General features: G+C 41.1%; 23 protein-coding genes and 1 riboswitch. Of the genes, 10 read left to right on the top strand and 13 right to left on the bottom strand.

The window, feature by feature from the left end:
* Positions 1 to 97: 97 nt before the first annotated feature.
* From Q0K96_RS08335 to Q0K96_RS08345, 3 genes are all read left to right on the top strand, one after another.
* Positions 98 to 574 carry a TlpA disulfide reductase family protein gene (locus Q0K96_RS08335; protein WP_297333545.1) on the top strand — a complete coding sequence of 159 codons (477 nt, stop codon included), beginning with the start codon at positions 98 to 100 and terminating at the stop codon, positions 572 to 574.
* A gap of 4 nt (positions 575 to 578) precedes the next feature.
* The gene (locus Q0K96_RS08340; protein WP_297333546.1) at positions 579 to 2,294 is read left to right on the top strand and encodes a DUF6029 family protein; all 1,716 of its coding nucleotides are present in this window, start codon (positions 579 to 581) and stop codon (positions 2,292 to 2,294) included.
* Positions 2,295 to 2,404: 110 nt separating this feature from the next.
* The gene (locus Q0K96_RS08345; protein ID WP_297333547.1) at positions 2,405 to 3,379 is read left to right on the top strand and encodes a Gfo/Idh/MocA family oxidoreductase; all 975 of its coding nucleotides are present in this window, start codon (positions 2,405 to 2,407) and stop codon (positions 3,377 to 3,379) included.
* A 48-nt stretch (positions 3,380 to 3,427) separates the two neighbouring features.
* Here the strand turns inward: Q0K96_RS08345 and Q0K96_RS08350 are convergent, their stop codons facing one another.
* Entirely contained in the window at positions 3,428 to 3,742 is a 315-nt protein-coding gene (locus Q0K96_RS08350; RefSeq protein ID WP_297333548.1) for an HPF/RaiA family ribosome-associated protein, read from the bottom strand.
* A gap of 212 nt (positions 3,743 to 3,954) precedes the next feature.
* Between Q0K96_RS08350 and Q0K96_RS08355 the strand changes: the two genes are divergently transcribed.
* The 4 genes from Q0K96_RS08355 to Q0K96_RS08370 all read left to right on the top strand — a co-directional run bounded on the left by Q0K96_RS08355 (position 3,955) and on the right by Q0K96_RS08370 (position 7,395).
* Positions 3,955 to 5,004 carry a mechanosensitive ion channel domain-containing protein gene (locus Q0K96_RS08355; RefSeq protein ID WP_297333549.1) on the top strand — a complete coding sequence of 350 codons (1,050 nt, stop codon included), beginning with the start codon at positions 3,955 to 3,957 and terminating at the stop codon, positions 5,002 to 5,004.
* 81 nt (positions 5,005 to 5,085) lie between these two features.
* Positions 5,086 to 5,511 carry a response regulator gene (locus Q0K96_RS08360; RefSeq protein WP_297333550.1) on the top strand — a complete coding sequence of 142 codons (426 nt, stop codon included), beginning with the start codon at positions 5,086 to 5,088 and terminating at the stop codon, positions 5,509 to 5,511.
* A gap of 70 nt (positions 5,512 to 5,581) precedes the next feature.
* Positions 5,582 to 6,628 (top strand): AI-2E family transporter, encoded by a 1,047-nt coding sequence (locus Q0K96_RS08365; protein WP_297333551.1) that lies wholly within the window; start codon positions 5,582 to 5,584, stop codon positions 6,626 to 6,628.
* A 47-nt stretch (positions 6,629 to 6,675) separates the two neighbouring features.
* Entirely contained in the window at positions 6,676 to 7,395 is a 720-nt protein-coding gene (locus Q0K96_RS08370) for a porin family protein (RefSeq protein ID WP_297333552.1), read from the top strand.
* A gap of 2 nt (positions 7,396 to 7,397) precedes the next feature.
* Here Q0K96_RS08370 and Q0K96_RS08375 read toward each other — a convergent pair whose 3' ends face one another.
* The 5 genes from Q0K96_RS08375 to greA form a co-directional block, all read right to left on the bottom strand.
* Positions 7,398 to 8,015 (bottom strand): hypothetical protein, encoded by a 618-nt coding sequence (locus Q0K96_RS08375; protein WP_297333553.1) that lies wholly within the window; start codon positions 8,013 to 8,015, stop codon positions 7,398 to 7,400.
* Positions 8,016 to 8,018: 3 nt separating this feature from the next.
* Positions 8,019 to 9,482, bottom strand: coding sequence for an RNA polymerase factor sigma-54 (gene rpoN, locus Q0K96_RS08380; RefSeq protein WP_297333554.1), 1,464 nt, complete (start codon positions 9,480 to 9,482; stop codon positions 8,019 to 8,021).
* A 186-nt stretch (positions 9,483 to 9,668) separates the two neighbouring features.
* On the bottom strand, positions 9,669 to 10,109 hold the full coding sequence (locus tag Q0K96_RS08385) for a lipocalin family protein (RefSeq protein WP_297333555.1): 441 nt from the start codon (positions 10,107 to 10,109) through the stop codon (positions 9,669 to 9,671).
* Positions 10,110 to 10,189: 80 nt separating this feature from the next.
* Positions 10,190 to 10,579, bottom strand: coding sequence for an HIT family protein (locus Q0K96_RS08390; RefSeq protein WP_297333556.1), 390 nt, complete (start codon positions 10,577 to 10,579; stop codon positions 10,190 to 10,192).
* 21 nt (positions 10,580 to 10,600) lie between these two features.
* Entirely contained in the window at positions 10,601 to 11,077 is a 477-nt protein-coding gene (gene greA, locus Q0K96_RS08395) for a transcription elongation factor GreA (protein ID WP_297333557.1), read from the bottom strand.
* 159 nt (positions 11,078 to 11,236) lie between these two features.
* On the opposite strand from greA, the gene Q0K96_RS08400 reads away from it, so the two are divergent.
* Both Q0K96_RS08400 and Q0K96_RS08405 read left to right on the top strand, forming a co-directional pair.
* A complete protein-coding gene (locus Q0K96_RS08400) occupies positions 11,237 to 11,668 on the top strand; it encodes a hypothetical protein (protein WP_297333558.1) in 432 nt (143 codons plus the stop codon).
* Positions 11,668 to 12,159 carry an SRPBCC family protein gene (locus Q0K96_RS08405; protein WP_297333559.1) on the top strand — a complete coding sequence of 164 codons (492 nt, stop codon included), beginning with the start codon at positions 11,668 to 11,670 and terminating at the stop codon, positions 12,157 to 12,159. Before Q0K96_RS08400 ends, Q0K96_RS08405 begins: the two co-directional genes overlap by 1 nt.
* A 22-nt stretch (positions 12,160 to 12,181) precedes the next feature.
* Here the strand turns inward: Q0K96_RS08405 and Q0K96_RS08410 are convergent, their stop codons facing one another.
* From Q0K96_RS08410 to Q0K96_RS08430, 5 genes are all read right to left on the bottom strand, one after another.
* A complete protein-coding gene (locus Q0K96_RS08410; protein ID WP_297333560.1) occupies positions 12,182 to 14,353 on the bottom strand; it encodes a TonB-dependent receptor in 2,172 nt (723 codons plus the stop codon).
* Positions 14,354 to 14,446: 93 nt separating this feature from the next.
* Positions 14,447 to 14,540: riboswitch (TPP riboswitch) on the bottom strand.
* Between the two features lie 67 nt (positions 14,541 to 14,607).
* Positions 14,608 to 15,009, bottom strand: coding sequence for an alternative ribosome rescue aminoacyl-tRNA hydrolase ArfB (gene arfB, locus Q0K96_RS08415; RefSeq protein ID WP_297333561.1), 402 nt, complete (start codon positions 15,007 to 15,009; stop codon positions 14,608 to 14,610).
* Positions 15,010 to 15,066: 57 nt separating this feature from the next.
* The gene (locus Q0K96_RS08420; protein WP_297333562.1) at positions 15,067 to 16,971 is read right to left on the bottom strand and encodes a DUF4301 family protein; all 1,905 of its coding nucleotides are present in this window, start codon (positions 16,969 to 16,971) and stop codon (positions 15,067 to 15,069) included.
* On the bottom strand, positions 16,926 to 17,567 hold the full coding sequence (gene pnuC / locus Q0K96_RS08425) for a nicotinamide riboside transporter PnuC (protein ID WP_297333563.1): 642 nt from the start codon (positions 17,565 to 17,567) through the stop codon (positions 16,926 to 16,928). Before pnuC ends, Q0K96_RS08420 begins: the two co-directional genes overlap by 46 nt.
* 5 nt (positions 17,568 to 17,572) lie before the next feature.
* Positions 17,573 to 18,220, bottom strand: coding sequence for a 4'-phosphopantetheinyl transferase family protein (locus Q0K96_RS08430; RefSeq protein ID WP_297333564.1), 648 nt, complete (start codon positions 18,218 to 18,220; stop codon positions 17,573 to 17,575).
* Between the two features lie 149 nt (positions 18,221 to 18,369).
* On the opposite strand from Q0K96_RS08430, the gene ahcY reads away from it, so the two are divergent.
* The gene (gene ahcY, locus Q0K96_RS08435) at positions 18,370 to 19,686 is read left to right on the top strand and encodes an adenosylhomocysteinase (RefSeq protein ID WP_297333565.1); all 1,317 of its coding nucleotides are present in this window, start codon (positions 18,370 to 18,372) and stop codon (positions 19,684 to 19,686) included.
* 116 nt (positions 19,687 to 19,802) lie between these two features.
* On the opposite strand, the gene Q0K96_RS08440 is transcribed toward ahcY, so the two are convergent.
* Together Q0K96_RS08440 and Q0K96_RS08445 are read right to left on the bottom strand one after the other, a co-directional pair.
* Positions 19,803 to 20,369, bottom strand: coding sequence for a DNA-3-methyladenine glycosylase I (locus tag Q0K96_RS08440; RefSeq protein WP_297333566.1), 567 nt, complete (start codon positions 20,367 to 20,369; stop codon positions 19,803 to 19,805).
* A 1-nt stretch (position 20,370) separates the two neighbouring features.
* Entirely contained in the window at positions 20,371 to 21,027 is a 657-nt protein-coding gene (locus tag Q0K96_RS08445) for a queuosine precursor transporter (protein WP_297333567.1), read from the bottom strand.
* Positions 21,028 to 21,186 lie beyond the last annotated feature (159 nt).

Raw genomic sequence — 21,186 nt, forward strand, 5'->3', positions numbered from 1 at the left:
AACACATTTTATTTATTCTTTACCGTGTATTACTGTGAAAAAATTTTTAATATTGCCCTGCAAACAACACTATTTTTAAAAACATAACTATTTTATAATGAAAAAGCTATTACTGCTGTTATTGATCATTGGGTTTTCTGCCTATGCTCAAAAAGAAATGCCAAGCGTTACACTTAAGTCGGTAAACAACAAAACCCACAATGTAAAAAACGATTTTAGCGAAAAAGATAAACTATATGTTTTCTCTTTTTGGGCTACGTGGTGTGCCCCGTGTATCAATGAGCTTGATGCCATTAAAGAACAATATGCAGCTTGGAGCAAAGAACTTAATATGGAGGTTGTGGCAGTATCTGTAGATGATGCCCGTACCCAGAAAAGGGTTAAGCCTTTGCTTAACGGTAAGAACTGGCCTTATACTATATTATTAGATACCAACCAGGACCTTAAAAGGGCACTCTCTATAGTAAATGTACCATATACTATAGTGGTAAAGAACAAAAAGGTTGTATATGTGCACAACGGTTACAGCCAGGGTGCTGAAAAAGAGCTGTACAACAAACTGAAGGAGCTGTAATCAGATGAAGAATAAATTACTTTTCTTTTTGCTGCCATTTGCAGCAGGCACCCTCTATGCCCAGGATACAGAAACAGAAAGTACCGAAGAGCAGCCAAAAGAGCGGCAGGAGGTAAGGGTGTATGGAGGGTTTGAATCTAATGTGCAATGGTATTTAAATGATAAAGGCAGGAACCTGGAGCAGCCGGTTAACCCGATACGCTCTAATAACTATTTTCTTGTAAACTATCAGTATAGCCGCTTTACAGCGGGATTTCAGCTTGAAGCCTACGAGAGTGATGCACTGCTAAATTATAATCCCGGTTTTACCGGTGCCGGATTGGGAACGTACTATCTTAACTATAAAACAGGTAAAATAGATCTTACTGCCGGTTATTTTTACGAGCAGTTTGGCAGTGGCTTACTATTGCGCGCCTGGGAAGACAGGGCTTTGGGTATCAATACCGCTTTAAGGGGCGGCAGGGTACAATACCGCCCTTCAGACAATGTGCGTTTAACGGCATTATTCGGCCAGCAGCGTACGGGCTTCGAAGTGTCAGACGGCCGTGTTTATGGTTTTGATTCAGAATTTAACCTGAGCAGCCTGTTTAAATTCGAAATGTCCGACCTTTCTTTTGGCGCATCATATGTTGGGCGTTATGAGAGGGTAGATATACCTGATCCCAATTTTAACGAACTTACCAATGCATTTGCGGGAAGGTTAAACTTTATCCATAATTCTTTTTATTTTTCGGGAGAGTATAACTACATGCAGGAAGATGCCGTGCTTGATGTGCAAAACCGTATTAACAATAACTTTGTAAAACCCGGTAATGCAATACAGCTAAATTTTGGCTACACCGGCGACGGCCTTGGTATAGATGCCACAGTAAGAAGGATAGAGAACCTTAAGATACTTACAGAAAGGGAACCTTCTTTTGTTGATGCCACGTCATCTAGCCTTAACTTTAATGATAAGGTACTTAACTACACCCCGGCACTTACCAAGCAGCACCACTCTAACCTTGCCAATATTTATGTATTTCAGGCGCAGGCAAAGGTAGATTTTATAGACCCGTCTATCATGAAAGCCGGGGAGACCGGTGGCCAGATTGATATTTTTTATGAGATACCAAAGGAAACCCCGCTTGGAGGCAAATACGGAACTAAAGTAGCTGTAAATGCGGCAAGCTGGTATAACCTGCCGGGCCAGTACAGGTTTACTCCTGCAAATTATGATACCAACCTTTTTGGTGCGGGTAAAAAATACTTTTCTGATTACAACATAGAAATAAAGAAAAGGTTTACGGAAACACTTATAACCAATTTTTACTACATCAACCAGTATTACAACAAGCTTTGGCTGGAAGGTGGCGAAGAGGTTAATGCCAATATAGCAACAGGCGAAGTAATATATAACTTTGACACAACAAAATCTATCCGCTTTGAAGCCGAGCATATGTGGGCGGATGCCGACATGAAAAACTGGGCGGGTGGCACGGTAGAGCTTAACCTTAATGATACCTACTCTGTTTATGTTTGGGATATTTATAACTATGGTAATGATGACAGTAACAAGCAAATACATTACTATAATGTGGGTGGCGCTTACCGCCACGGTGCCACAAGGGTTGCCGTTAACTATGGCAGGCAGCGCGGAGGCTTGGTGTGTGTGGGCGGTGTTTGCCGCTTTGTGCCCGAAAGTACCGGCTTTACCCTTGCATTAAGTACAGCATTTTAATAACTAACTCTAACTATACTTTTTAAAGACCCTGCCCAAAACGCAGGGTTTTTTATATTGTTGCAAAGGTTGGAATTTATACTTTTATACCTGAATAACTACGAAACATCATGGACAAGATTATAAAATGGGGTATTATTGGCTGCGGCAGTGTTACAGAGCGCAAGAGTGGCCCTGCGTACTACAAAACCGATGGCTTTGCGCTTCAGGCGGTAATGCGGCGCGATGCTGAAAAGGCTGCCGATTATGCCAAAAGGCATAATGTACCTACTTTTTATACCGATGCGGAAGCGCTAATAAATGACCCCGAAGTAGGTGCTGTTTATATTGCTACACCACCCGATACCCACAGGCAATATGCCTTAATGGTGGCTAAGGCAGGCAAACCCTGCTGTATAGAAAAGCCCATGGCACCACGCTATGAAGACTGTCTTGCAATCTGTAATGATTTTAAGGACAAAGGGTTGCCGCTTTTTGTGGCTTATTACCGCCGCTCGCTGCCTCGTTTTGCAAAAATTGCCGAATGGATAAGCAACGGTGCTGTAGGGCAGGTAAGGCACATAAGCTGGCTGTTAACCCGCACGCCCTCTGCTGCAGATGTATCGGGCGAATATAACTGGCGTACTGACAGCAAAATTGCTACAGCGGGTTATTTTGACGATCTTGCAAGCCATGGCTTAGACCTGTTTATACACCTTTTGGGCAATGTTATAGATGTTAAAGGTATAGCAACCAATCAGCAGGGGCTGTACACGGCTAAAGATGCCATAACTGCATCCTGGATGCACCAAAAGGGGGCAACAGGTTCGGCTTCATTTAACTTTGGCAGCCATAGCCGCAGGGATGAAGCAGAGATTATCGGCAGTAAAGGCACAATCAGGTTTTCTGTATTTAATGAAGAGCGGCTTGTGCTTGAAAATGAAAGCGGGGTTACAGAAGTATTTATAGAAAATCCGGAAAACATACAATTATACCACGTTCGGAATATAAAGGAGCACCTGCTGGGTAATGCTGTGCATCCATCTACAGGCGCAACTGCTGCACATACTGCCTGGGTTATGGATAAAATACTTGGAGTATTATAAAAAAGGCTGCCTTAACAGGCAGCCCTCTGTATTTTCTTTGTCATGTTTTTAATGTGCATTCAGTTTCCCGAATGTATGCTCAAGTGCATGCTTAATCCTGTCCGTAGCACCCGATACTGCTTTCTCAATAGTGTCGGCATGGTGTACAACTCCTACAGGCTTTAGCCCTGCAACGCGTGCCTCTATCATGCAGCGTTTGTCGTCATCTCCGCCCTTACTGCTGTTCTCGTCGCCTAAATGTACTTCAAGCCTTGTTATCCTGTCTTCAAATTTTTTAAGTGCATTTTGTAAAATCCCGCTATAATAGCTTTCCATCCTTTCGTGCCCTTCAATGTTCTTATCCGTGTTGATTTGTATTAACATGCTCTTATATTTTTTGGTTATATACACAAATATACTAACAAATATGCTTGCTAATCATGACAAAAATCATAGTTAACTAAAGATTAAGTCTTTGTATGCAATCTATTAGGATTTGTGTAACACGGCTGTTTTATGTTAAGGTATTCTTTAATAGGTTTTCTTTAAAAACAGGGTTGCTTAATTTTATAAGCCATCAATTTAAAACCTTGTTTATGAATGTGGCAAATCTGGATTCAGACCTCATAAAGTATATAATTTTCAGTGTTGCAGGGCTTGTAGTGGCATTTACGGTTATCTTTTTTGTATTAAAAAAAGTAGGCAAAAATCCCGGTAACATACTTCCTGTAAATTTTGCACACCGCATTAAGGTGCCGCTTATACTATTTATAATTTCACTCGTTATACGCATTGGCGTTGCCGCCGGTATTTTTGATGATTCCTATTCCGGTATAGTAGGGCACATTGGTATCCTGCTGCTCATACTGAGTATTACCTGGTTTCTTATCATAATGGTAAGGGTGGTTAAAAGCGGGCTTATCCGTAAATATGATATAACAGCCGCCGATAACCTTGCGGCACGGCGTGTTTATACGCAGTTTAACATACTCGAAAGGGTTGCAGTTTTTGTAATAACCATTTTGGCTGTCGGCGCAGCACTTATGAGCTTCGAAAGCATACAGTCTATCGGGGCAAGTGTGCTGGCTTCGGCAGGTATAGCGGGTATTATTATTGGTTTTTCGGCACAAAAGGCGCTGGGCACCCTGCTGGCAGGAATACAGATAGCCATAACACAGCCTATAAGGCTTGACGATGTAGTTATTGTAGAAGGCGAATGGGGCAGGATAGAAGAAATAACACTAACTTATGTTGTTATAAATATTTGGGACAAGAGGCGGCTTGTAGTGCCTACCACTTATTTTATAGATAAGCCTTTTCAGAACTGGACACGCACCACATCTGAAATACTGGGTACTGTATTTATTTATACCGACTTTCATGTGCCGGTAGATGAGCTTAGGGGAGAGCTTACACGGCTGCTTAACGGAACACCGCTTTGGGATGGTAAGGTAAATGTTATGCAGGTTACAGATGCAAAAGCCGATGTAATGGAGATACGCGCACTAATGAGCGCAAAAGATTCGGGCACTGCCTGGGATTTGCGGGTTCATATCAGGGAAAAGCTTATAGAGTACCTTCAGAAGAATTATCCTGAAAGCCTGCCGCGCACCCGGGTGTCTGTGGTTGAAGGTAATAAGGATTAGTGTATTTGTTTGTACTATTACCGGGCAAATAGCCACTTTGTATAATTATTATTACCTTTATTGACTAAAATAATAAAAAGTATGTACAGGAGCGGCCCTATAGTATTAGTGGAAGATGATGCGGATGATAAAGAAATTTTTGAAGATATTGTAAGGGATCTGGGATATGAAAACCCCGTAATATGGTTTGAAAATACAGCAGAGGCGTATGAATACCTTAGCTCTACACCCGACCCTGTTTTTATTATTTGCAGTGATATAAACATGCCATTCGAAAATGGCCTCGATTTTAAGAAAAGGATAGACGATAATGATTACCTGCGAAAAAAAAGTATACCCTTTGTATTTTATTCTACCACGGTAACGCAACAAGCCGTTAATGAAGCCTACACTAAATTAACGATACAGGGCTTTTTTAAAAAAGGAGATAATTATAATGAGCTTAAAGAGCTTATCGCTGTAATATTACGATACTGGACTTACTGTTATCATCCAAATATGCATTAATATTATAAAGTTTCCTAAAAACTTTTGGTTTTGCTTACAGTATAAATACCTTTAATCAAAACCTTACTTTATGAAACTCGGAAGCAAGATTCTTTACGGGGGCGCAGCTTTTTTGATAGGTATATATTTCCTGTTTCTCTGCCTTGCTGATGGCAAACCTTTACTCGCGCCATTTGTTACTGCCGTAATACTGGCTTTGCTTATGATGCCTGTATCCAAAAAATTAGAAAAGTGGGGTTTTAAGCGAATATATGCTTCACTTACAAGTACACTTTTTTTGTTCTTGGTAAGCATTGCCTTTGCCTTTGTAGTGTCATTGCAAATATCACAGTTCCTTAATGACTGGGATAAAGTAAAAGAGCGTATAATGCCCAAAATAGAACAGCTGGAGCAACAGGTTTATTCCAGTACCCCCATAAATAAAGAAGATCTGAAACTACAGGATTCTATATCGGCAAAAAGTGTGGGCAAACGGGCGCTTGGGTTTGTCAATAGCTTTTACTCTTTTATGGGCGACTATCTGCTAACGTTTATATATGTCTTTTTCCTGCTTAACTACCGGAGTAAATTCCGCAAATTTTTTATAAAGTTATTTCCGGATCATAAAAAACAGGAGGTTTCGCAGGTTTTAGCGGAAACCGCTTCTATAACACAGGGCTACCTTTTTGGTAAATTCCTGCTCATGATTTTCCTTGCGGTGCTCTATGCCATAGGCATGGGGGTATCAGGTGTAAGTAATTTTATAGTTATTAGCATACTTGCTGCACTGCTTACTATAATTCCGTATATAGGTAATATTATCGGTTTTGTGCTTGCTATAGGGCTGGGTTATATAACTAGTGGCGATACCGGTGCACTTATAGGCATTATCGTAACATTTACGGTGGGGCAGTTTGTAGAAAGCTATATTTTACAGCCGTATGTTGTGGGAGAAAAAGTAAACCTCGATCCGCTCATGACCATTATTGCAGTTGTTGCAGGCGGCCTTTTGTGGGGTGTTATAGGCATGATCTTATCGGTGCCTATACTTGCTGTGGCTAATGTTATTTTCGGTCATGTAGAGCCTTTAAAACCATTTGGGTACCTGTTGGGCAATAACAGCGAAAAAGATAGCTGAAGTATAAGCAAAACTTTCGCATATTTGTAAATAATTAATATGGCTCCATGCGACTGCTTTATACCTTTTTTTTATTTTTCATAACCATAGCTTCTGTTGCGCAGACCGAAGAACAAGATGCGGTAACCGAAACAGATAGTATTACAACTTTTTCGGATCCTAAATACAGGGAAGACCAGTTTTATACATCTATATCTTATGTGCTGATGCAGAATAAGCCGGGTAATTATTCTCAAAACTCTTTTTCTACAGGTATTTCTTTTGGATTTTTAAGGGATATGCCTGTTAATGAAGCACGCACCTATGCCATTGCCGTAGGCCTGGGCTATGCTTACAGCAATATAAAACACAACCTGAAAATTACAGAAACTGCAGGCACTGTACTGTATGAAGAACCCGACAATGATGAGTTTGACAAAAACAAGCTGGTGCTGCATTGCCTGGAATTGCCAATTGAATTCCGCTGGCGAAACTCCAACAGTTCAAGCCATAAATTCTGGAGGGTATATACCGGCTTTAAGGCGAGCTACCTTTTTGCAGATAAAGCCCAGTTTTACCAGTTAAGCGGCGGCAGTACAAAAGTGAAAAGCAATGATGATATGAACCGGCTGCTGTATGGAGTGTATGTTTCGGCAGGGTGGAACACATGGAATTTTTATGCTTACTACGGGCTTAACCCCCTTTTTAATAAAGATGCAAGGCTGGATAACGGGCAACAGGTAAACCTTAATGCTGTTAACTTCGGGCTAATGTTTTACATACTGTAAATCTACGCAACAGGAAACAGCCATGCAAACCATAGTAGCACCTGCGGCACAACACCAATAAGCGCACCCAGCACAATGCCGTTCAGGGTATGTTCTTTTTCTATAAGCCTTGAAGATGCCACAAAACCACAGCAGGTTATAAGAATGGCTATAATCCATAACAGTTGTATGTGGTAATAAGCAGAAATACTTATTACAAATACTGTGAGTGATGAAACCCCCAACACGTGCAGGCTTATTTTATTGCCTGATAAAACCAGTGCCAAGGCCGCCATTATACTGATAAGGTTACCCAGAAAAAAATAATAAAGTTCAGGAAGTACAAAGTCGGCAAGGCTGTGTTTAATGAGTATAAAGAGCAGCAGTGCATATATAGCCAGTGGCAGCCTGCGTTCTTTTTTATCGAGCAGCATCCGCGTTTTTATAAGCCCCAGCGAGCGCAGCAGGTAGAATACAGATGCAGGCAGCAGTACCGTAACAATAAGCACCTGTATAAACACAAGGTACACCTCGTGGGTATGAAAGTAATTGATTGTAATTAAAAAATAGAAAAGTGTAGCATATACCGGTATAAGCAGCGGGTTAAAAATATAAGAAAAAAGAAGTGCCGGCTTTTTCATGTGCTAAATCTTCTTGCGCATGCGGGCAACAGGTATATCAAGCTGTTCGCGGTATTTTGCAATTGTCCTCCTGGCTATAGGGTAGCCTTTGTCTTTAAGTATTTCGGCAAGCTTATCATCAGGAAGGGGTTTTCTTTTATCTTCTTCCTCAATAACATTTTGCAATATCTTTTTAATTTCTATGGTAGAAACATCCTCTCCCTGGTCGTTCTTCATAGCTTCAGAAAAGAATTCCTTAATCAGCTTGGTGCCGTAAGGGGTTTCTACATATTTACTGTTAGCCACACGGGATACGGTAGATATATCAAGCCCTACTAAGTCGGCAATATCTTTAAGTATCATGGGCCTAAGCTTGGTTTCGTCGCCTGTAAGGAAATATTCTTCCTGAAAGTGCATTATGGCATTCATGGTAACAAAAAGCGTTTCCTGCCTTTGCCTTATGGCATCTATAAACCATTTGGCAGAGTCCAGCTTTTGCTTGATGAACTGCACTGCGTCCTTCTGCGCATTCGATTTTTCGCGCGAATCTTTATAGCTCTGCAGCATTTCCTGGTAATCTTTGCTCACGTGAAGCTCCGGCGCGTTCCTGCCGTTTAACGAAAGCTCGAGTTCGCCATCGATAATCTTTATGCTGAAATCGGGCACAACGTGCTCTACTGCCTTATTACTGTCATAAGAGCCTCCCGGTTTCGGGTTAAGCCTTTCTATTTCGTCTATCGCTTTTCTTAGCTGGTCTTGTGTAATATCATATTTTTGCAGCAGCTTATCATAATGCTTTTTGGTAAAGGCATCAAACTGGTTGTCTATAATATTTATAGCCAGGTTTACAGCCTCGGTAGGCGTTTTGTGCTTTAGCTGAAGCAAAAGGCATTCCTGGAGGTCGCGTGCACCCACACCTGCCGGCTCTAACTGGTGGATAACGTGCAGTATGTTTTCTACAGTTTGCTCATCGGTATAAATACCCTGCGTAAAGGCCATATCATCTACAAGATCGGGTATGCTGCGCCTAATGTAGCCCGTATCATCTATGCTGCCGACTAAAAATTCGGCTATGTCCCTCTCATTTTCGCTGAGTATAAAAGTATTTAGCTGGTCGGTAAGGCTTTGGTGGAAACTAACATTAGCTGCAAAGGGCATAGTCCTGTCTTCATCATCATCGCTATAGTTGTTGGCCTGCAGCTTGTAGTTGGGTATCTCGTCGTCGCTCAGGTATTCGTCTATATTAATCTCGTCGGCATCAATCCTGTCGTTATCATAGTCATCATATTCGTCATAATCATCATTCCCGAAATCGTCGGCATCATCATATTCTTCTTCACGTCCCGATTCCAGCGCCGGGTTTTCAACCATTTCTTCTTTCAGGCGTTGCTCAAATGCCTGCGTAGGCAGTTGTATCAGCTTCATGAGCTGAATTTGCTGCGGAGATAATTTCTGCGATAACTTTAACTGTAAATTCTGCTTGAGCATAAATACTGTAAATTTTCTGTATAAAATTACAAAAAAGCACCTTTATAACCCTCCGGTTTTTTGATAAAATTAATACAGTCTTTTCTTCGGGTATAATTTTTGATAATAAGGTGCATCCATTAAAAAAGCGGGAATTATTTCCCGCTTTTTCTGATTTGATTTCGTTTTTTTGATTGATGAAAGAAACTATGGCTGGCTTGTATAGGTTTGGGTAACGGTTTCTGAATCCCCATCTTCGTCATAATCAAACTGTGATTCTATGACAAATGTTTCAGATGTCAGCCTCTTCACATTAGCCCCAAGTGTATATCCTGCCATGTTTATAACAATGTTTTTGCCGTTTACAGTATAAGTGCCGGGTATAGTCTCTGTTTCGGGGGTATTGCCGTTGCAGTTCCAAACATCAACATGGCTTACAGCACCCGTGGTAGTAAACTCTACATAATCTTTACCGCAGGTTTCATGATCGTCATAAGGCAGGGTTTCGCCATTTACCCTGTCAGATACATAATACCACTTTTTGGTAGTAAGCAAAGACATGTTTACATTGTTAGAATTGTCATCGTCTGATGAACATGAGGCCATAAAAAGCCCTGCTAAGCCTAAAGCTAAAAATTTGTGTTTCATAAAAATTTAATTAACGTTTTATTAATTCGCAAAATGCATTAACAAAGCGTGTGCCAAATTTTTATGATTTTAATAAATGGTTACAGGTTATTGCTTATAGATTCTGCAAGTGCCTGAAAATCTTCTTTTTCCAGTTTAACTTTATTAATGAACCTAAAGTCGTCCATATCATTAAGCGGTATAAGGTGCACATGCACATGGGGTACTTCCAGGCCCACAACGGCCATACCCACGCGTTTGCATGGTACGGTTTTTTCTATGGCATGGGCAACTTTATAGGCAAACTGCATAAGCCCGGTATAAAGTTGCTCATCCATATCAAATATTTTATTTATTTCCTGTTTGGGTATGCACAGCGTATGGCCTTTTGCATTAGGGTTTACATCTAAAAATGCAAGGAAGTTATCATCTTCCGCTACTTTGTAGGCCGGTATTTCGCCGTTTACAATTTTAGTGAATATGGTGCTCATACTTGTGATTTTATTTGGTTGTTAGTCCCTTGTTATTTCCAGCACTTCAAAATTAAGTGTGCCGTTAGGTACTTTAATTTCGGCCACCTCACCTACAGATTTGCCTAACAGCCCTTTGCCTATAGGTGATGTTACCGATATTTTACCTGCTTTAAGGTCGGCTTCGCTTTCGGCAACAAGCGTATATTTCATTTCCATGCCGTTGGCGCGGTTTTTAATTTTAACGGTGCTAAGCACAAGTGCCTTGCTTACATCAAGCTGAGATTCATCTATAAGGCGTGCGTTGGCAACAAGCTCTTCCATTTTGGCTATTTTAAGCTCAAGCAGGCCCTGTGCCTCTTTTGCGGCATCATATTCTGCATTTTCAGATAAGTCTCCTTTATCCCTTGCCTCGGCTATTGCCTGAGATGCTTTAGGCCTTTCTATACTTTTTAGCTGGTCAAGCTCATCCCTTAGTTTTTTTAATCCTTCGGCTGTGTAGTAAGATACTGTACTCATAACTTCATTGTTTATATAAATAGAAAAAATCCCATTCGCAACGGGATTTCTTTCTGCAAAGATAATATTTTTTTAATTTGTCTGTTTTTAACTATGTGCAATAGCACCTGTCAAAGTTAATTAAATTAAATTTGTTTCATAATTATTATGCAAAATTTTATGAATATAGCCAAATACCTGTTCGTGCTTGCGGTTACGCTTCTTATATGCAGCTGCAGCAGTGATGATAACAGGTACCGTAACCCTAACCTGCCTGATTATAATTTTTCGGTAGATATAGATATGAACCTGCCGCAGTACAGCCAGCTACAGTTTACCGGCAACGTGGTTTATGTTAACCAGTCGGGTGTAGGTATAAATGGAGTTTATGTTATAAATACCGGAGGGGGCTTTACTGCTTATGAGGCAAGCTGCCCCAACCAGCCTTTAACCGATTGTTCCCGCCTGCAGCGCGATGGCGTTATTGCAACCTGCCCGTGTGACGGAGCTGAATATAACCTGTTTAGCGGTGAAGCCGAAGGCCAGAGATATACCCTAAAACCTTACCGTGTTGAAATTACAGGAGAGAATAAGATAAGGGTGTCGAATTAATGCCGGTAATTAAGATTGATACCTATATAAATGCTCCCATCACTGTAGTTTTTGATCTTTCAAGGAGTATTGATTTGCATTTAGTCTCAGCTTCTCAGACTAAAGAGGAAGCTATTGCAGGAAAAACATCAGGACTCATAGCTTTAGGCGAAAGCGTTACCTGGAAAGCAAAACATTTCGGCATTTCCCAAAAACTTACAGTTATTATAACCGAATATAAAAAGCCGGATTATTTTACGGATGAAATGACGAAGGGAATTTTTAAAGCTATGCGGCATCAGCATATTTTTAAAGAATTTAGTGGTAAAGTTTTGATGCAGGATGTATTTACCTACACAAGCCCACTTGGTTTTTTTGGGAAACTTGCAGATGTACTGTTTCTTGAACGTTACATGCGCAGCTTCCTTGTAAAGCGAAATAAAGTAATTAAAGAAATTGCCGAAAGCCCTGATAGATATAAAAAAATCCTGCCACAAACTGTAGCAGGATAATTATATTATAAAAATAGTTTTTTTAGAATTTTAAGGTCGCACCTACAAGGAAGTTAATACCTGCCTGCGGGTAATAGTAAGGGTCTCCCCACATATAACCGTTAGAAACATATTCGGTGTCCAACATGTTGTTTAACAACCCGCTAAATACGATCGACTTAAATATCTTTTCGGTTTTAAGCTCGTAGCTTATGTTGAGGTCGTTCACGAAGTAGCTGTCCAGCTTTGCGTTGCCAGATTCAAAGTTATCCATATACTGCTCGCCAACATATTTGCTAAGCACGGCTATCTGTAAATTTTTATAAGGCAGGAAAATAAGCTGGTTGCCTGCTATCATGCCCGGCGAAAAAGCAATTTCAGTATTACCCAGGTTTTCAGGGCCATTTTCCCCTTCAATAAAGAAGTCAATATTCTTATTAATACTTAACGCAATGTTTGGGCGAATGATTAAAAAATCAGCCGCATAAGCTGTTATGTCTGCCTCAAGCCCTGTGCGGTAACTGTCGCCGCTGTTGGTATAAACGGGTGCTCCTACGTCATTAAGTGCGCCTGTAAGCACTAACTGGTCTTTATAGCGCATGTAGTAAGCGTTTACGTTTACAGCATTACGCCCCTGCTTATAGCGCCAGCCAAGCTCAAAATCATTAAGCGTTTCGGGTTTGGTACTGCCGCTTTCATAATCGGCGCGGCGCGGCTCTTTGTTAGCCCTAGCATAGCTGAAGTACAGGTTGTTGTTGTCGTTTATCCTGTATGTTAAGCCTGCCTTCGGGTTATAAAAGTTAAAAGTGTCATCTACGGCAACAGGTGTAGCGGCGCTTTCCAATACGTTGTCGGCCTGGTAACGCACACGGCGGTACTGCATATCCCCGAAGAGGCTGATATTTTCGCTTATGCGATAGTTTGCTTTGGCAAACACATTAAAGTCGGTCTTGTCGGCATTGTTGTCATAATAGCGGTCATCACGCTCAAAATCGCCTGAATACCTCGCCCAGATTATGTTGCCGAAATGCGCCCCTTCATACTTATTCCACGCACCGCCAAATATTATATCCCAGGCCTCATCTTTATAGTTGGCAGAAAATGTAGTACCATAAAAGTCATTATCGAGCCATTTTTGGGTTATCAGGTCTTCTTCTGTAATCAGTTCGCCGTTTACTGTTATATCGTTAAGTCCGTAATCGGCATACGTATCGTTGTCACGGTAGTTTTCATAATAACCTTTCCCTATCGTGTAATGCAGCGCTACATTGGTACTCCAGTTGTTATTTAAACTTTCATTCCAGTGTAGTTGATAATGATCCTGCTGGTAATTGTCGGTTTCGTTATCATAAAAACGGACATTACCCTCATTATCGGTGTACATCCCCGAATAGTTAAAACGCCTGTTTTCAGCCATCGTGGCGGCATCTATCCCGTTCCATGCCTGGTAAGTGCGCTCTGTTCCGCCAAAAACAAGTGCTTTTATAAGTGTAGAGCCATATACATACGTTCCCTGCAGGAAGTATGATTTAAGGTCGGACTCTGCCCTGTCGATGTACCCATCAGAGGCAATATTGCTGAGCCTTCCCGCAATTTCAAAACGGTCGTTCATTAGCCCGGTGCTGAACTTTACTGTGTGTTTGCGCGAGTTGAAGCTACCAAAGCTATTAGAAATCTCGCCACTCGAGTTTTTGCTGTAAGCATCGGTAAGCAGGTTAAGGCTTGCGCCAAAAGCGCCTGCCCCGTTAGTAGAGGTACCCACACCGCGTTGTAGCTGTATATTCTCTACAGATGAGGCAAAGTCGGGCATATTAACCCAAAATGTCCCGTGCGATTCGGCATCATTGTAGGGTATGCCGTTAAGGGTAACGTTAACGCGGCTTGCATCGGCACCACGAACGCGTATGCCTGTGTAGCCAATGCCATTACCGGCATCGGTAGTAGTAACAACAGACGGAAGGTAATTAAGCAACAGGGGGATGTCCTGCCCCAGGTTTCGCGGGGCAATTTCCTCTTTGCTAACGTTGCTGAATGTTACGGGCGTCTGGGCAGTGACGCGAACGGCCTGCACAAGTACCTCGTCAAGTTTGTAATCAGAGACCTGTGTGGTGTCCTGCTCCGATGTGTTTTGTGCGGCAGCGCCAACAGAAAACAGTGCAAGTGCAACCCTTAAAACGGTTTTTTTGCTGTTTGCAGAAGTGAATAAAGTTTTCATTCGTAAATATGTGCTTACGAATAAAAGGGGCAATTATTCCTTTTTTAAAGTTAATAATAAAATGATTCATTGGCTTAAGGCCGGCGTGCACTCCTGCACCTTTTCGCCTTTCCCTTGGCGGCATTACCCGCCCAGGTTCTTTGGGTATGATCTCAGCCCGTGATTTAGGGCACCCCTTTGAGACAGCGCAAAAGTAATAGTTTTATTTCAGAATTGGGAAATTAAAGCACAGTTTCCGGAATAATTTTTCAAGATTAAAAATCCGGTTTTCTCCTCGATTGTTTGATGTCTGACTGCCTTCGTTTGTTCTCAAGCCTTTTTTTTACTACAGCTTTCGGTACTTTGGTAGGAGTACGCTTTTTAGGGACAGTCAAAGCATTTTGTATAACCTGCAAAAAACGCTTGATAACCAGTTCCTTATTTCGTAACTGGCTGCGGTCTTCATCACATTGCAATATCAGTACCTTATCATTGGTAAGGCGTGATGCAAGTTTGTCTTCGGCAAGGGCTTTTTCCTCATCTGTAAGGGCATCGCTTTGTTCAAGGTTAAAGCTCAATACCACTTTGCTGGCAACCTTGTTTACATTTTGCCCGCCCGCGCCGCTGCTTCGCACCGCCTTAAAATCAAGTTCCTGTATAATGAGGTCTTTATTCATGTTTATTTCAGATCTAAGATTTCAGAATATTAATCTAAAATCATCAATCGTAGATTGCTATTGCGGCTGGTGCGCCGGCTTTAATAGATCATTTACCGTTTTAACAGGGTTAAACGTTTCGAGGGGCACTTCCACAAAAACCGTAATCCAGCCTGCCATAGCGCCATTCCAAAGTCCCGGTAGTTCGTATGATTTTACATCTTTGCCCAGGCGGTTTTTTTGTACTATAAACCCGGTAGCGTTATCTACATACTGTGTGAGGTTAAACTTGTTGCCCTTATAGTCTTTAAGTCCGCACACCAAGTCTACAGGGTTAAAGTGTGTGGACTGCGAAAATACCTGCTTCTGGTTTTTGTTGTCCATGTCTATCTGCGAGCTTTCTACAATTTGCAGTGAAAGCCTGCCTTTTTCTTCTTCCACCCAAAACGGCCCGCCACCCGGTTCGCCTTCGTTCTTTACCATGCCGCAAACGCGTATAGGCCTGTTAAGCAACTGGCGTGCATATTCTACTTTATTTTCGGTGGTAAATTTATGTACGTCAGCCGGTATGTGCTGCGAAAGCTGCTCTTTGGCAAAAGTGAATATCTCGTTTACCTCTTCTTCGGTAATGCCGCCTTCGTCTATACGTTCCAGGAAAATAAATACCTGCTCCTGAAGCTCTATAAGGCCCCCGGCAAGTGCTTTTTTGTAAAGCGATATCAGTTCTATATTGTTATGGCTAACATTATCTATATTCTTTATAAAAACAATATCGGCATCCAGCTCATTAAGGTTTTCTATAAGCGCGCCATGCCCTCCGGGTCGAAACAGTATATTGCCATTATCTTCCCTGAATGGCTTGTTCTCCATATCTACCGCAAGGGTATCAGTACTCTTGTGCTGGTAAGAAAAGCTGAAGTTGATCTCTGCATCAGTAGTTTTCTCAACGGCATCTTTAGCTTCTTTAACGGCATCTAAAAATCCGTCAAGGTGCTCTTCTGATATGGTGAAATGCAAATTGGTTTTGTTTTGCGACACTGCATAGCCTATACTTTCCTTAAAATGTTCGCATATCGGTGTAGCTACATGATCTTCATATTTATGAAAAGGCAGTATGCCCTTTGGCTTGTTGGCAAAATCAAAACGCTCGTCCTGGAGCATGGTGCTGATAAAGTTATAAGCGCGGGTGCTTTTGCTCCATTCGTTATATTCAGGTTTTTGCCTTATTACATCCGCTATATCATTAAAGAAGGCAAATTTTTCCAGCCCCACTAAAAAAACATTAAGTTCATTAGCGTTTTTGCGGTTTACATAAGCATTAAGTGTATCTTCTTCAGGATTAAAATCGGCCATAAACTCATTTAAGAACTTAAACATACGGGTAGCGGCACCCGATGCCGGTATAAACTTCATGAGCTTATAATTGTCCTTTTTCTTTTCGAAGTACTCGGCATACTCTTCAGCCGATTTTTTGGGTAACTTAAAGATACCGTCATTTATAACTGCAGGCTTTTTAAGGCTTATTTTAGTTATGCCATCCCTGAATATAGTAATCTGGTCTTTTATTTTTTCTAAACAAATACCTTTTTCATGTATCTGAGTATAGTCGCTGATGCTGAAGCCAAGCTGCATTGCTTTTTCAACATTATCCAGTAGTGTGGCGCAATAGTCGGCTAGGGTATCATCGCTGCTTTCGGCAACTATATAATTCGCCCCTTTTTTGTCAAGGCGGTTTATCAGTTGCTTTACCGTTTCTGTAGCTAAATCAGTTGTTGCTAAAATGGCAAGCTTGTTCTCGGCGAATTTATTTTTTTTTGTAAGCGCCATTTCAAAGTCATAGCTCTTAAATGCATATTCCCTTTTTGGGTTAGCATCTGTAGTTGCAGCAAGGCTTTTTGTTATGTTTTGGGCGTTTTGCTGGTTATCGGCATAAATAATTATGTTAACAGAGCCGGTGTATTGTTTTGTAATTTTTTTCTCCATGATATATAACCAAATATGGCAACTATGGTTAAGAATATATATAATATACTGGATAGGGTGTAGCCTTTATAAAAGAAAAGCGGAATGGCAATAACATCTCCTGCTATTAAAAAAAGCCAGTTTTCCAGTTTTCTTTTGGCAAGCAGCCACATCCCTATAAAAAAGAGCCCTGTGATAAAGGTATCTACATAAGCCCACCAATGGCTGAATTTGTCAAAATAAACGTACACAGCCGACACAAATATAACCGAAACAATAAATATCTGTATGCATTTTAAGTTATCTTTTGCAGTCATTTCGGTTATTTTAAGTAAGTCCTCATCAGCATTATTTTTCTTGCTCCACAGGTGCCAGCCGTAAATGCTCATAGCAAAATAATATACGTTTATGATAAGGTCGCCATATAAGTCCCAGTGGTACAGCAGGTAAACATAAATTGCCGTGCTTATAATGCCTGTTGGGTAAACAAGTATGTTGTTGTGCTTAGAATAGAAGACACTTATAATGCCGAATATAACCGCGATGGCCTCCAGGATAATGTTGGTTGTGCTGTAACTTTGGTACTGGCTGAAAAGAAGGTCGAAAAAATCGGTCATTAATTTTAGTGGCTTAAAATTTCTTCTTCAAAACTATATACCAGCGTAAAGCCTTCCAGTTCCTCAAAAAAGAAAATATAGTTACGGTTCATATTGTCAAAAGTTACCTGCGCCCTTCCGCGTTTATCATCTATGCTAAACCTTAAAACATCTATGTGGTTCTTAAAACTGATGCCGGGCAGCGATATCATTTTAAAAAGCGCTTCTTTAACGCCCCATATAACGGTAAGCTGGCGCATGTATTCCTGCAGGTGCATAGGGTCGAGATAGCTAAACTCTGTTATGCAGAATTTATTGGCAATGGTTATTATCTTTTCGCGCTGCATTTCCATATCAATACCCACATTCTTATTGCTAATGGCTATTGCCGAGAATCCATACGAATGGGTTATGGAAATGTTCTTGCCATCGGTAAGGTGGGGTTTGCCGTCATCGCCATAAAACATATCAAAATCGGTATAGCCGGCTTCCTGCAACAGCATGCGCACGCTTAAAAAGCCTTTGCGGTGCAGCTCGCTCTTCATCCCGTCAATACGGTTATGGCACACGGGCTTAAGCGCTACTTTTTGGGTAAGTTCTTTAAGGCTTTCTGTAATTTTCCACACTAAAACCTGTGTGCCATCGTCTTTTTTATAAGCAGTATAAAGAGGCATTTTCCTAATTTTGAATGTGTTTTACATTTGTTTGGTTTTCAAACGCTTAAAAACCCTCAACAAAGCTTAAAATAACCTTAAAGCTGGGTGTTTAAGAGGGAAATCGCTACATTTGCATAAATTTTTGCTAATCACAAATATACAAATTCATGAGTACTAAGACTGTGCCACACGTGGCTTATAAAGTAAAAGATATTTCACTTGCAGAATGGGGCCGAAAAGAGATAGAACTTGCAGAAGCTGAAATGCCCGGCCTTATGGCACTGCGCGAAGAATATAAGAACGAGCAGCCGCTTAAAGGCGCCCGTATTGCAGGCTGCCTGCACATGACCATACAAACCGCTGTGCTTATAGAAACACTTGTAGCGCTTGGCGCTGAAGTTACCTGGAGCTCATGCAACATATTCTCTACACAGGACCATGCCGCTGCTGCCATTGCTGCCGCAGGCATACCGGTTTATGCATGGAAAGGCATGAACGAGGAGGAGTTTGACTGGTGTATAGAGCAAACCCTGTTTTTTGGCGAAGACCGTGAGCCGCTTAACATGATACTTGATGATGGTGGCGACCTTACCAATATGGTGTTTGACCGTTACCCTGAGCTTGCAGCAGGTATTAAAGGACTATCTGAAGAAACTACGACAGGTGTACACCGCCTTTATGAAAGGATGAAGAATGGCACGCTTGTTATGCCTGCAATAAACGTTAACGACTCTGTTACCAAATCTAAATTTGATAACAAGTATGGCTGTAAAGAAAGTGCTGTAGATGCTATTCGCCGTGCTACCGATGTTATGCTTGCCGGTAAAAGGGTAGTAGTATGCGGTTACGGAGATGTGGGTAAAGGTACTGCCGCTTCTTTTCGTGGGGCAGGCTCTATAGTTACTGTTACTGAAATTGACCCTATATGTGCGCTACAGGCTGCTATGGATGGTTATGAGGTTAAAAAGCTTGATACCGTTGTAGGCAATGCCGATATTGTAATAACCACTACAGGTAATAAAGATATTGTTGTGAGCCGCCACTTTGAGGCTATGAAAGACAAAACCATTGTTTGTAACATAGGCCACTTTGATAACGAAATTGATATGGCTTGGCTAAACAAAAACCATGGTTCAACCAAAGTTGAAATAAAGCCACAGGTAGATAAATATACAATCAACGGTAAAGATGTTATTATACTTGCCGAAGGCCGCCTTGTTAACCTGGGTTGTGCTACAGGCCACCCAAGCTTTGTAATGAGTAACTCGTTTACTAACCAGACACTTGCGCAAATAGAGCTTTGGAAAAACAGCGAGAACTATGAGAACAAAGTATATATGCTGCCTAAGCACCTTGATGAAAAAGTTGCCATGCTGCACCTTGCTAAATTAGGCGTGGAACTTGAAACCCTAAGCACCGACCAAGCTAATTATATTGGCGTTGAGGTTGAAGGGCCATTTAAGCCGGAGTACTACCGCTACTAATTTGAGAAGTCAGAAATTAGAAGTTATAATATAAAAAATCCTGCCGGGGCAGGATTTTTTTATTTGATATAAGAAGGCATAGTCTAAATTCTAAAATCTGAATTCTGATTTCTAATTTATTGGCGTGTCCAGCAATCCAACACATGGTCATTAACCATTCCTGTTGCCTGCATGTGTGCATAAATAACCGTTGAGCCTACAAACTTAAAGCTACGCTTTTTCATGTCTTTACTAATAGCATCTGATAGTGAGGTAGTGGCAGGGACTTCTTTAAGTGATGTAAAATTGTTTACAACAGGCTTGCCGTTAGTAAAGTCCCAAAAGTATTTGGAGAAGCTCCCGAATTCTTCCTGAACCTTTATAAAAGCCTGCGCATTGGTTACAGCTCCGTACACCTTCAGTTTGTTACGGATGATACCTGCATTATTCAATAATTCTGCTATTTTGTCATCATCATAAGCGGCTATTTTTTTATAATCAAAATCATCAAAAGCTTTCCTGAAGTTTTCCCTCTTTTTTAATATGGTTATCCAGCTAAGCCCCGCCTGAAAGGTTTCCAGCAACAGGAACTGGAATAGGGTATCGTCATCATGCACCGGACGGCCCCATTCCTCATCATGATATTTTTCGTATAGCTCACTGCCTGTGCACCAGCCACAGCGCTTTTTGTCTGATATATGCATCTTATTTTTCTTCTTTAACGTCTATATACTTGTCTATCCATCCGTGCGCAAGGTATATAACAGGCGTGAGCAGTATGGCAACCGCCAGTTTAATGAAATATCCCGTAAACCCGGATGAAATATAGGTTTGGGTGTCCATTTTCCCGGTAAGGTAAAAGGCAATTCCCAACACGATAAAGCTATCAAAAAATTGTGATATAACAGTAGACCCTGTAGTGCGGAGCCATATCATTTTTTTACCCGTCCGCTTTTTAAAGTAATGAAATATAGTAATATCGATTAGCTGTGATACTAAGAATGCCGTTATACTGCCCACAATTATCCAGAGGCTTTGCCCGAAAACGGCGTTAAACTGCCCATCTGTTATATTTGGCAGCCTTTCAGATGCTGGTATTTGCATTGCGGCATACAGTATTACAAAGCAATATGCTATTAGCCCTGCTGTAATAAATGATAATCGCCGTACGCCCTCCCGCCCGAAATATTCGTTTATAAGGTCGGTAGTCAGGAAAACCACAGGCCACGGCAGTATGCCTATGCTCGCCACATATGGCCCTATATTAATAATTTTACCACCAATAAGTTCTGCCGTAACAGCATTGGTAATAAAAATTCCGGCAAGTATTACGTAGATTATTTCTTTGCGGGACTGCAGCATAATGAGCTTTTATGCTCTCAAAATTAGTTTAATTATTTTGTACAATAAATTAAACAATATTTAAAATTTCGATGTAATACTTTGGGAAGCATGTATCAATAAATAAAAAAATCCCGCAGCCTTTCGGTGCGGGATTCTTAATTTATTTAAGTTGAACTT

Origin of the sequence: Flavobacterium sp., assembly GCF_024305175.1 — a bacterium.
Taxonomy (GTDB): Bacteria; Bacteroidota; Bacteroidia; order Flavobacteriales; family Flavobacteriaceae; genus Flavobacterium.

What these genes read in the sequence shown, in the direction of transcription:
- Q0K96_RS08335 (WP_297333545.1), top strand. Translation starts at nt 98, where the DNA reads ATGAAAAAGCTATTACTGCTGTTATTGATCATTGGGTTTTCTGCCTAT.
- Q0K96_RS08340 (WP_297333546.1), top strand. Translation starts at nt 579, where the DNA reads ATGAAGAATAAATTACTTTTCTTTTTGCTGCCATTTGCAGCAGGCACC.
- Q0K96_RS08345 (WP_297333547.1), top strand. Translation starts at nt 2,405, where the DNA reads ATGGACAAGATTATAAAATGGGGTATTATTGGCTGCGGCAGTGTTACA.
- Q0K96_RS08350 (WP_297333548.1), bottom strand. Translation starts at nt 3,742, where the DNA reads ATGTTAATACAAATCAACACGGATAAGAACATTGAAGGGCACGAAAGG.
- Q0K96_RS08355 (WP_297333549.1), top strand. Translation starts at nt 3,955, where the DNA reads ATGAATGTGGCAAATCTGGATTCAGACCTCATAAAGTATATAATTTTC.
- Q0K96_RS08360 (WP_297333550.1), top strand. Translation starts at nt 5,086, where the DNA reads ATGTACAGGAGCGGCCCTATAGTATTAGTGGAAGATGATGCGGATGAT.
- Q0K96_RS08365 (WP_297333551.1), top strand. Translation starts at nt 5,582, where the DNA reads ATGAAACTCGGAAGCAAGATTCTTTACGGGGGCGCAGCTTTTTTGATA.
- Q0K96_RS08370 (WP_297333552.1), top strand. Translation starts at nt 6,676, where the DNA reads ATGCGACTGCTTTATACCTTTTTTTTATTTTTCATAACCATAGCTTCT.
- Q0K96_RS08375 (WP_297333553.1), bottom strand. Translation starts at nt 8,015, where the DNA reads ATGAAAAAGCCGGCACTTCTTTTTTCTTATATTTTTAACCCGCTGCTT.
- rpoN (WP_297333554.1), bottom strand. Translation starts at nt 9,482, where the DNA reads ATGCTCAAGCAGAATTTACAGTTAAAGTTATCGCAGAAATTATCTCCG.
- Q0K96_RS08385 (WP_297333555.1), bottom strand. Translation starts at nt 10,109, where the DNA reads ATGAAACACAAATTTTTAGCTTTAGGCTTAGCAGGGCTTTTTATGGCC.
- Q0K96_RS08390 (WP_297333556.1), bottom strand. Translation starts at nt 10,579, where the DNA reads ATGAGCACCATATTCACTAAAATTGTAAACGGCGAAATACCGGCCTAC.
- greA (WP_297333557.1), bottom strand. Translation starts at nt 11,077, where the DNA reads ATGAGTACAGTATCTTACTACACAGCCGAAGGATTAAAAAAACTAAGG.
- Q0K96_RS08400 (WP_297333558.1), top strand. Translation starts at nt 11,237, where the DNA reads ATGAATATAGCCAAATACCTGTTCGTGCTTGCGGTTACGCTTCTTATA.
- Q0K96_RS08405 (WP_297333559.1), top strand. Translation starts at nt 11,668, where the DNA reads ATGCCGGTAATTAAGATTGATACCTATATAAATGCTCCCATCACTGTA.
- Q0K96_RS08410 (WP_297333560.1), bottom strand. Translation starts at nt 14,353, where the DNA reads ATGAAAACTTTATTCACTTCTGCAAACAGCAAAAAAACCGTTTTAAGG.
- arfB (WP_297333561.1), bottom strand. Translation starts at nt 15,009, where the DNA reads ATGAATAAAGACCTCATTATACAGGAACTTGATTTTAAGGCGGTGCGA.
- Q0K96_RS08420 (WP_297333562.1), bottom strand. Translation starts at nt 16,971, where the DNA reads ATGGAGAAAAAAATTACAAAACAATACACCGGCTCTGTTAACATAATT.
- pnuC (WP_297333563.1), bottom strand. Translation starts at nt 17,567, where the DNA reads ATGACCGATTTTTTCGACCTTCTTTTCAGCCAGTACCAAAGTTACAGC.
- Q0K96_RS08430 (WP_297333564.1), bottom strand. Translation starts at nt 18,220, where the DNA reads ATGCCTCTTTATACTGCTTATAAAAAAGACGATGGCACACAGGTTTTA.
- ahcY (WP_297333565.1), top strand. Translation starts at nt 18,370, where the DNA reads ATGAGTACTAAGACTGTGCCACACGTGGCTTATAAAGTAAAAGATATT.
- Q0K96_RS08440 (WP_297333566.1), bottom strand. Translation starts at nt 20,369, where the DNA reads ATGCATATATCAGACAAAAAGCGCTGTGGCTGGTGCACAGGCAGTGAG.
- Q0K96_RS08445 (WP_297333567.1), bottom strand. Translation starts at nt 21,027, where the DNA reads ATGCTGCAGTCCCGCAAAGAAATAATCTACGTAATACTTGCCGGAATT.